This is a genomic window from Kluyvera sp. STS39-E (assembly GCF_040932435.1).
GTDB lineage: Bacteria > Pseudomonadota > Gammaproteobacteria > Enterobacterales > Enterobacteriaceae > Kluyvera.
Genome location: NZ_JBFQGA010000006.1, coordinates 205269 through 219959, shown reverse-complemented (window position 1 = coordinate 219959; position 14691 = coordinate 205269). Strand labels below are relative to the sequence as shown.

Sequence of the window (14691 nt, the reverse complement as noted above, 5' to 3'; positions counted from 1 at the left end):
GCTTGGTTAATTTTATGATTTAAGACAACTTGAGCGTAGACGCTGCCCCCCAGCGACGCTAGCATTAAGCGTAATAACTGCAACGCATTTCAAGGATTGTCATCATTATGGCCCTGTCTGATTTTCGCCTAGTTCGTCTGCTGCCGCTGGCAGCGTTGGTTCTTACCGCTTGTACCACTCCTCACCCGCAGGGGCCGGGCAAAAGCCCAACCTCGCCGCAGTGGCAGCAGCATCAGCAGGAAGTACGTAATTTAAGCCAGTACCAGACCCGCGGTGCCTTTGCTTATATCTCCGATCAGCAGAAGGTTTATGCACGCTTCTTCTGGCAGCAAACTGGTAAGGACAACTATCGTCTGCTGTTGACTAACCCGCTGGGCAGCACCGAGCTTGAGTTGATTGGTCAGGCAGGTTCCGCACAGTTGACCGATAACAAAGGCCAGCACTACACCGCCGAAGATGGCGAAGAGATGATTGGCAAGCTGACCGGCATGCCTATCCCGCTAAACAGCTTGCGCCAGTGGATTATCGGTCTGCCGGGCGATGCTACCGACTTCCGCCTTGACGATCAGTACCGCTTGAGCGAACTGAACTACACGCAAAACGGCAAAACGTGGAAAGTGGTGTACAGCGGCTACGACAGTAAAACGCAGCCTGCGTTGCCGTCGAATATGGAGCTGACTCAAGGCTCGCAGCGCATCAAGCTGAAGATGGATAACTGGATAGTCAAATGATGACCCGCTGGCCCTCTCCCGCGAAGCTGAACCTGTTTTTATACATTACCGGGCAGCGTCCGGACGGCTATCACACGCTGCAGACGCTGTTTCAGTTTCTGGATTACGGCGACACACTGACGATTACGCCCCGCCACGACGGACAGCTGCGGTTGCTGACGCCGGTTGACGGTGTACCGGATGAAGACAACCTGATTATTCGCGCGGCGCGGCTTTTGATGAAAGCCGCCGCGGACAGCCAGCGGCTTGCCGCAGGCAGCGGTGCTGACATCAGTATCGACAAACGTCTGCCGATGGGCGGCGGTCTGGGCGGCGGTTCGTCGAACGCCGCCACCACACTGGTCGCGCTCAATCATCTCTGGCAGTGTCAGCTATCAGAGGATGAACTTGCTACACTTGGACTAACGCTTGGCGCCGACGTACCGGTGTTCGTACGCGGCCACGCTGCATTTGCTGAAGGTATTGGCGAAGTGCTAACGCCGGTCGAGGTGGCGGAAAAATGGTATCTGGTCGCCCACCCTGGCGTTAGCATTCCAACGCCGGTGATTTTTCGCGATCCGGAGCTACCGCGAAATACCCCGATCAGGTCAATAGATACGTTATTAAATTGTGAATTCGCTAATGATTGCGAGGTTATCGCAAGAAAACGTTTTCGCGAGGTTGATGATGTGCTTTCTTGGCTGTTAGAATACGCGCCGTCGCGCCTGACTGGAACAGGAGCCTGTGTCTTTGCTGAATTCGACACAGAACTCGCTGCCCGCCAGGTGCTTGAGCAAGCCCCGGAATGGTTGCAAGGCTTTGTGGCGAAAGGTGTAAACCTCTCCCCATTGAAGCATGCCTTACTCTGAATAATTCGGATTTCCGCCAGTTTTGCTGACGAAAAGAAGAATGGTGATGAGCAGCCCTGCCGGGCAAACTGAGTATCGGTGACAACGTCACCACGTTCCAGACGTTGCATCGTGCTCTTTAATACACGCCTGGATGAAATCGCGCCTAGCCCGCACAGTTTTCGGCCCGTTTCATCCACCACTGGACGCATGCCTGAGGTTCTTCTCGTGCCTGATATGAAGCTTTTTGCTGGTAACGCCACCCCGGAACTAGCACAACGTATTGCCAACCGCCTGTACACTTCTCTCGGCGACGCCGCTGTAGGTCGCTTTAGCGACGGCGAAGTCAGCGTACAAATCAACGAAAACGTACGCGGTGGTGATATTTTCATCATCCAGTCCACTTGTGCCCCTACTAACGACAACCTGATGGAATTGGTTGTTATGGTAGATGCCCTGCGTCGTGCTTCCGCAGGCCGCATCACTGCTGTTATCCCTTACTTCGGCTATGCCCGTCAGGATCGTCGCGTACGTTCTGCGCGTGTACCTATCACCGCTAAAGTTGTCGCTGACTTCCTGTCTAGCGTTGGCGTTGACCGCGTACTGACCGTAGACCTGCACGCTGAACAGATTCAGGGCTTCTTCGATGTTCCGGTTGATAACGTATTCGGTAGCCCAATCCTGCTTGAAGATATGCTGCAGCTGAACCTGGAAAACCCAATCGTGGTTTCCCCGGACATCGGCGGCGTAGTTCGTGCGCGTGCTATCGCTAAGCTGCTGAACGATACCGATATGGCTATCATCGACAAACGTCGCCCACGTGCGAACGTTTCCCAGGTTATGCACATCATCGGTGACGTTGCCGGTCGTGACTGTATCCTGGTCGATGACATGATCGATACCGGCGGCACGCTGTGTAAAGCGGCTGAAGCGTTGAAAGAACGTGGTGCAAAACGCGTATTTGCTTACGCAACCCACCCGATCTTCTCCGGTAATGCGGTCAACAACCTGCGTAACTCCGTCATCGACGAAGTTATCGTATGCGATACCATCCCATTAAGTGATGAGATCAAAGCGCTGCCGAACGTTCGTACCCTGACTCTGTCTGGGATGCTGGCCGAAGCGATTCGTCGTATCAGCAACGAAGAATCCATCTCTGCCATGTTCGAGCATTAATCGGATTTGGTTAAAAAACCCGCTGCGGCGGGTTTTTTTGTCTATAGTATTTATTTGTATGATTTATGCCAACTTCACTGCCATTCACGTGACAGATGATGCGCTCATGGATGAAACAGTATTGTGAATAAATTACTCTCCCCCGATATCATGCCTTTCCGCGCACTAATTGATGCCTGCTGGAAAGAGAAATACACCTCCGCGCGGTTTATGCGCGATCTCATTGCCGGTATCACCGTCGGTATTATTGCCATTCCGTTGGCGATGGCGTTGGCGATCGGCAGCGGCGTTGCCCCGCAGTACGGCCTGTATACTTCAGCCGTGGCTGGGATTGTTATCGCCCTCACCGGTGGCTCTCGCTTTAGCGTCTCCGGGCCGACCGCCGCCTTCGTGGTGATCCTCTATCCGGTATCACAGCAGTTTGGCCTCGCTGGCTTACTGGTGGCGACGCTGATGTCCGGGCTGTTTTTGATCCTCTTTGGCCTCGCCCGTTTTGGCCGTTTGATCGAATATATTCCGCTGTCAGTTACCCTCGGTTTTACCTCGGGGATCGGTATTACCATCGGGACCATGCAGATTAAGGACTTCCTCGGCCTGCAAATGACCCACGTCCCGGAGCACTACTTGCAGAAAGTGGGCGCGCTGGCGATGGCCCTGCCAACCATTAATTTTGGCGATGCGGCAATTGGCGTCGTCACACTCGGCACGCTGATTATCTGGCCACGCCTTGGTCTACGTCTGCCCGGCCACCTGCCTGCACTGATAGCCGGCTGCCTCGTAATGCTGGTCGTCAATCTGCTCGGCGGCCACGTTGCCACCATTGGTTCGCAGTTCCATTACATACTCGCCGACGGTTCCCAAGGCAACGGCATCCCGCAGCTGCTGCCGCAGTTTGTGCTGCCGTGGGATATGCCGGGTTCAACCTTTACTCTAAGCTGGGCCTCGCTGCACGCCCTGCTGCCCGCCGCCTTTTCCATGGCGATGCTCGGCGCTATCGAATCCCTGCTGTGCGCCGTGGTGTTGGATGGCATGACCGGAACCAAGCATAAAGCCAACAATGAGCTGATCGGCCAGGGGCTAGGCAACATCGTCGCGCCGTTCTTTGGCGGCATTACTGCCACCGCCGCGATCGCCCGCTCCGCCGCTAACGTCCGCGCTGGAGCAACCTCACCGGTTTCCGGGGTTATCCACGCGATTTTGGTGATTTTGGCACTGCTCATCCTCGCGCCGGTGCTCTCTTGGCTACCGCTCTCGGCGATGGCTGCCCTGCTGCTGATGGTGGCATGGAACATGAGCGAAGCGCACAAGGTGGTGTATCTACTGCGCAAAGCGCCAAAAGACGACATCATCGTGATGCTTATCTGTATGTCGCTGACCGTGCTGTTCGACATGGTGGTTGCCATCAGCGTCGGTATCGTGCTGGCCTCGTTGCTGTTTATGCGACGCATTGCCCGCATGACGCGCCTTAGCGCCGTTAACGTGACCGTGCCGGACGATGTGCTGGTGCTGCGCGTGATTGGCCCGCTGTTCTTTGCGGCGGCTGAAGGCTTGTTTAGCGATCTCGAGACGCGTATTGAAGGTAAGCGAATCGTCGTGCTGAAGTGGGATGCCGTACCGGTACTCGATGCCGGTGGCCTAGATGCCTTCCAGCGCTTTGTGAATAAACTGCCTGAAGGCTGTGAGCTGCGGGTATCGAACCTCGAGTTTCAGCCACTGCGCACCATGGCGCGGGCGGGTGTACAGCCCATTCCGGGGCGCTTAGCGTTCTTCCCAAATAAAGACGCTGCGCTGGCAGATATTCAATAAAAAAATGGCTCCCTTGGGAGCCATTTTTCTTTATGCCAGACAATGCGCATTAAGCGTTCAGCAGCTTCTCCGCCGTCTCTTTCACGCTTGCCAGCAGGACTTTAACATCCTCCAGACAGACGGTCGGGTTCAGCAGTGTGAGCTTCAGACAGGTGACACCGTCGGCTTCAGTCACGCCAACATTAGCACTGCCGGAAGCCAGCAGCACGTCACCGATACGCTGGTTCAGCAACGCCACAAACGCCATATCGTCATTTTGTGGGCGGAAGCGGAACAGCACGCTTGCCAGCTGTGGCTGCATCACCAGCTCAAGGTGCGGCTGGGCGGCAACAAACTCGGCAACATCACGGGCGAGCGTTACGCCGTTATCAATGATTTCGGCATACTGCTTTTTACCCAGTGCTTCAAGACCCATCCACAGCTTCAACGCATCGAAACGACGGGTGGTTTGCAGCGACTTCGACACTAGGTTCGGGACGCCGTGCTCTTCATCAAAATCAGAGTTCAGGTACGCCGCCTGGTAACGCATCAGCTCGTAGTGGCGTGCTTCTTTTAACAAGAAAGCGCCGCAGCTGATGGTCTGGAAGAACTGCTTATGGAAGTCCAAGGTGACAGAGTCAGCCAGCTCAAGCCCATCGAGGAAGTGACGATACTTTTCGGAAAGTAGTAGCGCCCCGCCCCATGCTGCATCCACATGCATCCAGATTTGCTGTTCTGCTGCCAGCGCCGCAATCTCCGCTAACGGGTCGATAGCCCCCGCATCGGTCGTACCGGCAGTGGCGACAATCGCCATTACCTGTTCGCCGTTGGCTTTAGCCTGCGCCAGCTTCTCTTGCAGGTCATTAAGATCCATGCGCGAGAATTCGTCCGTTTTCACCAAGGTGACGGAACGGTAGCCCAGCCCCATCAGCGCCATGTTTTTCTGCACGGAGAAGTGGGCATTTTCAGAGCAGAAGACTTTAATCTTGCTGAGATCGCCGGTTAAACCATCCTGCTGGATGGAGTGTCCTTGGCGTGCAAAAAACGCATCTCGCGCCAGCATCAGCCCCATCAGGTTGCTCTGGGTACCACCGCTGGTGAACACGCCCGCATCGCCTGCGCTGTATCCCACCTGCTCGCGCAGCCATTCAATGAGTTTAATCTCAATGATAGTGGCTGAAGGGCTTTGGTCCCATGAATCCATGCTCTGGTTGGTGGCGTTGATCAGCACTTCCGCCGCCTGGCTAATCACCAGACTTGGGCAGTGCAGATGCGCCACGCACTGCGCGTGGTGCACGGACAGGCTGTCTTTAAGAAAATATTCAACCGCACGCTCGATAGCGGCCTGGTTACCCAGGCCCCCGGAGGTGAAATTCAGGCTGATACGGGAGCGCAGCTGTTCAACGGTTTTACCCTGATACATCTCAGGTTGCTTCAACCATTCGACCACAGCTTGAGTGCTCTGCTCGATAGCGTCCTGGTAGGCAGCAATGCTCTGCGCCGAGCCGGACAGAATCGGGTTTACATCAGACATTCGACCCACTCCGTTAAACCGGCTTTACGCCAGCGCCCAGCAAGGCGTTTTCAAATTTATCGAGGAAAATTTCCAGCTCATCGTTAGTGATAAGCAGGGATGGCAGCAGGCGCAGTACGCAACCGTGGCGCCCACCGCGTTCCAGAATCAGTCCAGATTCGAAGCATTTTTTCTGCAGCAGCGCAGACAGTTCGCCATCGGCCGGGTAGCAGCCCATGTGATCTGGTGCTTCGTTTGGTTTGACGATTTCGATACCAATCATCAGGCCCAGACCGCGAACGTGGCCGATTACCGGATAACGCTTTTGCAGATCGGTCAGTTTGCCTTTCAGCCACTCGCCCTGGGCGGCAACTTTGTCGGCAATCTTGTCGTCTTTCAAAATTTTCAGCGTTGTCAGGCCGGTCGCCATCGCCAGCTGGTTGCCGCGGAAGGTGCCGGTGTGGTGGCCAGGAGCCCATGCATCGAACTGCTTTTTGATCCCCAGAGCCGCCAGTGGCAGACCGCCGCCAACCGCTTTGGACATAACGATAATGTCAGGCTCAATACCGGCGTGTTCGAAGGCGAACAGCTTGCCGGTACGGGCAAAGCCCGCCTGAACTTCATCGATAATCAGCAGGATGCCGTGTTCCTGAGTCACTTTACGAATACGTTGCAGCCACTCGACAGGTGCCGGGTTAACCCCACCTTCACCCTGAACTGATTCAAGGATGACCGCTGCCGGTTTACGCACGCCGCTTTCAACGTCGTTAATCAGGTTTTCGAAGTAGTAGGTCAACGCCTTAACGCCCGCTTCGCCACCGATACCCAGTGGGCAACGGTATTCGTTCGGGTATGGCATGAACTGCACTTCAGCCATCATGTTGCTGACAGCTTCTTTTGGCGACAGGTTACCGGTTACGGACAGCGCGCCATGGGTCATCCCATGATAGCCGCCAGAGAAACTGATAATACTGGAGCGACCGGTGACTTTTTTAGCCAGTTTCAGCGCGGCTTCAACGGCATCTGCGCCGGAAGGGCCGGTGAACTGCAGGCAATACTCTTTGCCCTGTCCCGGTAATAAAGAGAGTAAATAAGATGAAAATTCATCTTTTAATGGTGTGGTGAGATCGAGTGTATGTAACGGTAGGCCACTGGTGATGACACTTTGAATGCTTTGAAGCACATCGGGATGATTATGACCAAGCGCCAGGGTACCGGCACCTGCCAGACAATCAAGATATTGATTATTTTCGACATCAGTAATCCAGACGCCCTGCGCTTTGGCAATAGCCAATGGCAGTTTACGTGGATAGCTTCTGACATTAGATTCAAACTCAGCTTGTCTTGCTAAAAAGGTATCATTGCTTTGCGGTAATGAATTAGCATTTAAAGTATCAATACGGACTTTATCCGTCATCATATCACTCCTACAAGCAGGCGTAGTTTTGCGCCCGATTGAATAAATGGTTAAAAGGATTGCCTGTAAAAAAACGCGGCTAATATATGTTGTTTTAGCAATGGACTCAATCATTTATTTATGACTGCTTTTTTACAACTTTTTCCCTTTTAAAATCATCACTCTAGCAACACATCGCCAGCAACAAACCCTCGTAAAAATGTTACATCTAATCTTAGACGGCAGCAGATGACACATTAAGGACAATCTAATGAATTCCATCTTACTGACAGGGTTTTATTAATTTTTTACACGTTTTTACCATTATTAACCGAGGGTCTTTATGGTTAAGACATGATCTTCAACTTGTTTGCAGCTAAATAAAATAAATAAGTCGATCCCCAAGGATAAATCACTTAGTATGGCGCGCCTATTTATGGGCTTGAGTAAATAAATAGTTAATGCGCATTCCCCGGTAACGAGTGACAGGCGAAACTCGTTATCGACAACAGGAGCCATTCCTGGGTTGTCATTAGAAATGTTCGCGGGCGGACATTTCGTAAGGCGAAGTCATTTTCCCTTATGCCGAGAATGAAAATTTTCTTGCCATGTATTTATGGCGCCCTGATATGAGATTGTTATGACTCGCATTTATCCACAGTTCATCGTTGCCAAATTTGGCGGCACTAGCGTTGCTGATTATGACGCAATGCACCGTAGCGCGAACATTGTCCTTGCTGATACGCAGATTCGTTTAGTCGTATTATCGGCTTCCGCTGGCGTCACCAATCTGTTGGTTGAGCTTGCTGAAGGTCTGCAAAGTCATCTCCAATCGGACAAGATTGAGACGTTGCGCGCTATCCAGTACAAGATCATTTCCCGCCTGAAACAGCCTGCTGTGATTGGCGCCGAAATCGATAATCTCCTCGATAATATCCGTCAGCTTGCGCAAAAAGCAGCCGTTGCACCGTCAGCGGCTCTCAGCGATGAGCTGGTCAGTCACGGCGAGTTGATGTCGACGCTGCTGTTTGCTGAAGTATTGCGCGAACGCGATGAGGCTGAGGTTAGCTGGTTTGACGCCCGTAGCGTCATGCGCACTAACGCCAGCTACGGCTGTGCTGAACCGAATGTCGACCTGCTAGCAGAGCTGGCGGAAGTGCACCTGCGTCCACGCCTTGAACAGGCGGTGATTATTACTCAGGGCTTTATCGGCCGTTGTCCTGATGGGCATACCACGACGCTTGGGCGCGGCGGCAGCGATTACACCGCCTCACTGCTTGGTGAAGCGCTGCATGCCAGTCGAGTCGATATCTGGACCGACGTTGCCGGTATTTACACCACCGATCCACGTATCGCGCCGAAGGCTCAGCGTATTGACAGTATTTCGTTTTCCGAGGCCAGCGATATGGCGGCTTACGGTGCGAAGGTGCTGCATCCCGCCACGCTGTTACCGGCAATGCGTAAAAATATTCCGGTGTTTGTGGGTTCTAGCAAAGATACGGCTGCCGGCGGTACGTTGGTATGTAATACCACCGAAAATCCTCCGCGCTATCGCGCTGTTGCCGTGCGGCGTAAACAGACGCTGCTGCGTTTGCACAGCCTCGATTCACAGCCGTGCTATCGATTCTTAGCGCAGGTGTTTGAGATCTTGGCTCAGCATGCGGTGGCAATGGATCTGGTCACCACTTCCGAGTCGAGTATCGCCCTAGTGCTGGACTCCACCCACGCCACTTCGGGTGAAGACCCGACGCTGACCACGGCTTTATTTACCACTCTCTCCTCGCATTGCCGTGTGGAAGTCGAAACCGGGCTGGCGTTAATCACGCTGGTTGGCAATCAACTCACTCAGGCCGTGGGCGTGTGCAATGACGTGTTTGCCCGTTTTGAAGCGAACGCGGTACGCATGATTTGTCACGGCGCGTCGACAAATAATCTCTGCTTCTTGCTGCCTGGGGAAGTGGCTGACAACGCCGTACAGACGCTGCATCAGCGCCTATTTGAATAGCCGTTGCGGGTGATAAAAACGCAAAACCCTGGCCTTGCGGTCAGGGTTTTTTCATTAATTCAGCAGATTTCTTAGCTCGGGCGATGTGACGTATTGTCGTTGCGGCGACAGCGTTTATCGTAGTGGCGTACCCACCAGTATCTGTCTGCTACACGCTCATGCCCACCAACACGCGCCCCGGTAAGCCAAAGTACGGCACCGACGAAAATACTTAAAATCGCACCGTGAGCAAAAAACTGAGGCAGGTTAAGTTGCGGCAACTGGTTTAAAATAGAATAACCGACGCCGACGATCATCACGACCAAGCCTAACCCCATTAGCACATTACCGAGTAACGAAGCGTTTTTGCGTTTCATAGTGTCACCTCCGTAGATTGGCTGCGGGTTTAGGGATATATCCCTATTCCTAGTGTGTAAAGTATAGACAACACTACCAAATATAAGTGCGCTACCGATCACAAACAGGCACATATAATCAACAAAACTTTACATTTAAGTCACTGAAATACATTAAATCAATATTATTACATTAGTGAACTATTCCGTTTTTGCTTCTTTCAACGCTATTTTTTGTCAACGGCGCTGCTAGGACGTAAACTAGCCGCCGCAAAGATTGCCCACTCAGGAATAACTACGTGACGATTAAACTGATTGTCGGCTTGGCCAACCCCGGTGCAGAGTACGCGCAGACGCGCCACAACGCGGGCGCCTGGTACGTCGATTTGCTGGCGGAGCGTTTTCGCGCCCCGCTGCGTGAAGAGAGTAAATTTTTTGGCTATACCTCCCGCATCAACGTTGCTGGAGAAGATGTTCGCCTGCTGGTGCCAACCACGTTTATGAACCTCAGCGGCAAAGCCGTTGCAGCACTGGCGACCTTCTATCGTATTAATCCAGATGAAATTCTGGTGGCACACGATGAGCTTGATCTGCCGCCGGGAGTCGCAAAATTTAAGCTCGGCGGTGGTCATGGCGGCCACAATGGGCTGAAAGACATCATCAGCAAATTGGGTAATAACCCCAATTTTCATCGCTTACGCATCGGAATCGGTCATCCGGGTGATAAAAGCAAGGTTGTCGGTTTTGTGTTAGGTAAGCCACAGGCTGCTGAACAGAAGCTTATCGACGACGCGGTTGACGAAGCGGCCCGCTGTACTGAGGTTTGGCTGAAAGACGGTTTGACCAAAGCCACCAACCGATTACACGCTTTTAAGGCGCAATAAGCCTTCGCTACGGTATTTTTTCCGTATGACGTGTATAATGGGTAAGATTATTTACTTTTCTACAATCTGTTCTCTATAACAGGTTGAAAATCAAAAGATTAAGGTGATTTAAACATGGGATTCAAATGCGGTATCGTTGGTTTGCCAAACGTGGGCAAATCCACCCTGTTCAACGCGCTCACCAAAGCGGGTATTGAAGCGGCAAACTTCCCGTTCTGTACTATCGAGCCGAACACAGGTGTTGTCCCGATGCCCGATCCGCGTCTGGACCAGTTGGCGGAAATCGTTAAACCTCAGCGTATTCTGCCGACCACCATGGAATTCGTTGATATCGCGGGCCTGGTAAAAGGTGCTTCCAAAGGTGAAGGCCTGGGCAACCAGTTCCTGACCAACATCCGTGAAACCGAAGCTATCGGTCACGTGGTTCGCTGCTTTGAAAACGACAACATCATCCACGTAAATAACAAAGTGGATCCGGCCGACGATATCGAAGTTATCAACACCGAGCTGGCTCTCTCTGACCTTGATACCTGCGAACGCGCCCTGCACCGCGTGCAGAAGAAAGCCAAAGGCGGCGATAAAGACGCAAAAGCTGAACAGGCTGCGCTGGAAAAATGTCTGCCACAGTTGGAAAACGCGGGCATGCTGCGCGCGCTGACCAATCTGACCGAAGAAGACAAAGCGGCGATTAAGTACCTGAGCTTCCTGACCCTGAAGCCAACCATGTACATCGCTAACGTCAACGAAGACGGTTTTGAAAACAACCCGTACCTCGACAAAGTTCGTGAAATCGCGGCAGCCGAAGGTTCTGTGGTTGTCGCCGTTTGCGCCGCTGTCGAATCCGATATCGCTGAACTTGACGATGCAGACCGCGAAGAATTTATGGCCGAGCTGGGTATTGAAGAACCGGGCCTGAACCGCGTGATCCGCGCCGGTTACGAGCTGCTGAACCTGCAAACCTACTTCACCGCTGGCGTGAAAGAAGTTCGCGCATGGACCATCCCTGTCGGCGCGACTGCTCCGCAGGCGGCGGGAAAAATCCATACCGACTTCGAAAAAGGCTTTATCCGCGCACAGACTATCGCCTTTGAAGATTTCATCACCTACAAAGGTGAACAAGGCGCGAAAGAAGCCGGCAAGATGCGTGCCGAAGGGAAAGACTACATCGTGAAAGATGGCGATGTGATGAACTTCCTGTTCAACGTCTAAATAAGTTTTGTTGTCTCATGAGGTTTCACTGAATCTCATGACAACGGTAAAACGCTATAAAATCCACGCAATTGCGTGGATTTTTATTTGCGGCTTTCCTCATCACACGAGGTAAAAGGCTGATGTCTAACAGTAACGCAACTACCCTTTGCAGCAAGGTAGTCACGCTCAAGAGACGTTGAGTGGTCTAGGTAGACGATTCAATGAGCCCAGACAAGGCTACCTATTCTATTTATCTTTTGGCTTGATAGTATCATCTATGACTGCCGGAATCTTGGTGTAACCCGCTTCAACAGAGGCTTCAATTCTATTTCGACCATCCATTGGTTCATATTTCCCATCCTTTATTCGTATTACTTTAATTGGGGGTAAATAACCCGTTCCAATTGATTTTCTTATGCTCTCCATCTTTTCTTCTTGGATATTACCCATATGCTGATATGAGATATCAGCTATACTTATTAATACATGTTCCTCTGTAGTTTTATAGCTCTCCTGCCCTTCTTCCTTCGGATATATAGGCGCCCATATATTACCCTCCAAATCATAATATACCCCTTCCCACATAACGGCAGTCGGATTAGAAATACCTGAAGCGTTGAATACCTTGTCACCATATTTTCCCGTTAACTCTTCATTTAACGTAAGTACTAGCCCAGGATATGACTTATCCCTCCACACGCTGCCATCTTTTACCGGATACCTTTGTACAATTAGGTTATTGTCATTTATTGATTTATGCGTCGAAATATCTTTCACCTTCCTTTGCGATACAGCTTTAGCCTATTATCTTCAAATCCAACTCCTTTCTTATCATCATCTTTTTTCTGCACCAGAGGTTTATTACTATTCTTCTTTTTGTTTGAATATTGATGCATATCTCAACCTTTTTTAACTGTAATTAATGGTGATTATTATGAAATGCAACAGAGTCCTTCCTTTAAAGTTACTCCAACGTACTACGACTAAGCCTTTTTCCTGAAACAGGTTGGCGTCTCTATTATAGCAGGTTGCTGACTTTGCCAATATTTTTAGCGCGTTTAAGTCATTCGTCCGATAACTGCAGAGCAGTCGAAAGGGATCTTGCACCCAATAGAATAATTTTCTTGTGACAAAGCCCTATGGGACACCATTTGAAGTTGCAAAACCTTCGGTCAATACGTTATAGCTATACGAGCCTTTCAGAACTTCTTTTACTATTCTTAATCAGGAACATCCCATGCTAGATCAATGCCTAGATTACTTAAGAGAAAGGATGAACCAATCCGTTAAAAACGTTTTTGATTTAGCTGACGATCTGGTGATCGTCTCCCCGCCAACAGACCTCGATGGCTCAAAGTCATCGAAAATACAAAACAAGATCCTCATTTTCATTAGCAATATTGAGAAAGACAGTTTTTCAAAAAGCTACCGACAAAATTTTAATCCTGCTAACAATAGAACGGCAGTATCATCGTCGCCGCTTTTTATCACCATGACGGTGACCGTCGCGGCAAATTTTAGTACCAACCATTACTCCGACGGGTTGAAGGTCCTTTCGCATTTTCTGGCCTTCTTCAATCGTCATAGCAGCTTCAACCGACAAAACTCCCCTGACCTGCCGAAAAACATTGAACAGCTCAATATGGAACTAGAGTCCATACCGGGGGATCAGCTTAATCACATGTGGGGAATATTCGGTTCACACTACCTGCCTTCCTGTAACTATCGCGTAAGAGCGCTGATACCGGATAGTGAGTCTATCATCACTCAGGTGGGCAACATCCATTTGTCAGATGCTACGATGGCTAAAAGGGATAACTAAATGGCAGACTATCAATCAATATTATCCATCAGCGTTTTGCATGAATATTACAATGCCAGCAGCGATGGTTTAGCTCCCATTTGTCTCATGCCCGATCGAGAGACCGTATTTTTGCTCAGGCAATATGGTATTTTGCTGAAATCAAGGCAGGGTTTTACTCAATTGATTGTCGATACTGTACGGTTTAGCGATTTAGCGGATTTGACAGCGGAATTGATCTTTAGGTTTTACCTTGTGAGCACAGATCCCGGATTCAGAAACATCACAAAAATGCCAGATATGTTCGATATCTCAATATTAAACGCCAAATTTACTGATAGTCCAGAGGTCGATATCACCGCAGAACATTGGGTCGATGTAAACCAATTAAACGCCAGTACGGCCATTGATAGCGCAGTTATCCATAACAAAAATTTTATCGGTCTACTCACTATCTCGATACCAAAATCCCACTGTACCCTACAAAAGAAAAACATCATCGTTCAATTCAACGCCATCTCAGCTTATTTGAAATATTATATATTCTCGTTAAGCGGTAAAAAAAATCTCAACATCCCCCACTCGTTTACAGAGCAAGAACCTGAACAGGTATCAAATAAAGCGGCAAGAATTTTCATGTCCAATAATCCACTACCCTTAAGGAAAACTTATGCAGAGTCTTTCTCGCTGTTTGATGCTAACAATGTGATGATTAAGTCTCTTCCCCTTCCGGTACCAGACAATATTTCAACATTCAGTGTCGAAGGGCTTACGACATCTATCGCGCATATCTACGTCAACTGAAAAAAGATGGCATATACGCCTCTTATATCAATCATATAAGCGCCAAAGCGGAGTCAGCGTTAAGTAAACAAGAGCTACGTACCAATAGAAATAAATCATGAAATTTTTAGCCCATTGTATTCATAAAGACGGAATATTTTCCCGCTACGTTCCAACAAGTACAGGGTTTCAAACTCGAGAATAAAGCCGGCGTTCCGCGTCAATCGCGGGCTATCGCTTTCAGAGCAAACAAGCACTGCGGAA

General features: G+C 50.5%; 13 protein-coding genes. 9 read left to right on the top strand and 4 right to left on the bottom strand.

The features are described 5' to 3' along the window. The first annotated feature begins 107 nt into the window (after positions 1-107). From lolB to dauA, 4 genes are all read left to right on the top strand, one after another. Positions 108-731: a lipoprotein insertase outer membrane protein LolB gene (gene lolB, locus AB4K05_RS15130; RefSeq protein ID WP_368480759.1), complete on the top strand. Its 624-nt coding sequence runs from the start codon at positions 108-110 to the stop codon at positions 729-731. After that, positions 731-1579: a 4-(cytidine 5'-diphospho)-2-C-methyl-D-erythritol kinase gene (ispE, locus tag AB4K05_RS15125; protein WP_368480958.1), complete on the top strand. Its 849-nt coding sequence runs from the start codon at positions 731-733 to the stop codon at positions 1577-1579. Before lolB ends, ispE begins: the two co-directional genes overlap by 1 nt. A gap of 207 nt (positions 1580-1786) precedes the next feature. Beyond that, a complete protein-coding gene (prs, locus tag AB4K05_RS15120; protein ID WP_112203978.1) occupies positions 1787-2734 on the top strand; it encodes a ribose-phosphate diphosphokinase in 948 nt (315 codons plus the stop codon). A 150-nt stretch (positions 2735-2884) separates the two neighbouring features. Further along, positions 2885-4540, top strand: coding sequence for a C4-dicarboxylic acid transporter DauA (gene dauA, locus AB4K05_RS15115; RefSeq protein WP_368480957.1), 1656 nt, complete (start codon positions 2885-2887; stop codon positions 4538-4540). Between the two features lie 49 nt (positions 4541-4589). On the opposite strand, the gene AB4K05_RS15110 is transcribed toward dauA, so the two are convergent. Continuing rightward, positions 4590-6062, bottom strand: a complete 1473-nt coding sequence (locus AB4K05_RS15110; protein ID WP_368480758.1) for an aspartate aminotransferase family protein — start codon at positions 6060-6062, stop codon at positions 4590-4592. Between the two features lie 4 nt (positions 6063-6066). Next, complete coding sequence (locus AB4K05_RS15105) at positions 6067-7452, bottom strand: diaminobutyrate--2-oxoglutarate transaminase (protein ID WP_368480757.1); 1386 nt, start codon at positions 7450-7452, stop codon at positions 6067-6069. A 616-nt stretch (positions 7453-8068) separates the two neighbouring features. On the opposite strand from AB4K05_RS15105, the gene lysC reads away from it, so the two are divergent. Continuing rightward, complete coding sequence (lysC, locus tag AB4K05_RS15100) at positions 8069-9433, top strand: lysine-sensitive aspartokinase 3 (RefSeq protein WP_368480756.1); 1365 nt, start codon at positions 8069-8071, stop codon at positions 9431-9433. Positions 9434-9504: 71 nt separating this feature from the next. Here lysC and ychH read toward each other — a convergent pair whose 3' ends face one another. Next, a complete protein-coding gene (ychH, locus tag AB4K05_RS15095; RefSeq protein ID WP_368480755.1) occupies positions 9505-9789 on the bottom strand; it encodes a stress-induced protein YchH in 285 nt (94 codons plus the stop codon). Positions 9790-10067: 278 nt separating this feature from the next. Here ychH and pth point away from each other — a divergent pair, with 278 nt between their 5' ends. Beyond that, on the top strand, positions 10068-10652 hold the full coding sequence (pth, locus tag AB4K05_RS15090; RefSeq protein WP_368480754.1) for an aminoacyl-tRNA hydrolase: 585 nt from the start codon (positions 10068-10070) through the stop codon (positions 10650-10652). A gap of 114 nt (positions 10653-10766) precedes the next feature. Next, positions 10767-11861 carry a redox-regulated ATPase YchF gene (gene ychF, locus AB4K05_RS15085; protein ID WP_368480753.1) on the top strand — a complete coding sequence of 365 codons (1095 nt, stop codon included), beginning with the start codon at positions 10767-10769 and terminating at the stop codon, positions 11859-11861. Between the two features lie 228 nt (positions 11862-12089). Here the strand turns inward: ychF and AB4K05_RS15080 are convergent, their stop codons facing one another. Beyond that, complete coding sequence (locus tag AB4K05_RS15080; RefSeq protein WP_368480752.1) at positions 12090-12620, bottom strand: ParB N-terminal domain-containing protein; 531 nt, start codon at positions 12618-12620, stop codon at positions 12090-12092. A 460-nt stretch (positions 12621-13080) separates the two neighbouring features. Between AB4K05_RS15080 and AB4K05_RS15075 the strand changes: the two genes are divergently transcribed. Together AB4K05_RS15075 and AB4K05_RS15070 are read left to right on the top strand one after the other, a co-directional pair. Continuing rightward, the gene (locus AB4K05_RS15075) at positions 13081-13665 is read left to right on the top strand and encodes a DUF4255 domain-containing protein (RefSeq protein ID WP_368480751.1); all 585 of its coding nucleotides are present in this window, start codon (positions 13081-13083) and stop codon (positions 13663-13665) included. Next, complete coding sequence (locus AB4K05_RS15070) at positions 13666-14448, top strand: hypothetical protein (protein WP_368480750.1); 783 nt, start codon at positions 13666-13668, stop codon at positions 14446-14448. Positions 14449-14691 lie beyond the last annotated feature (243 nt).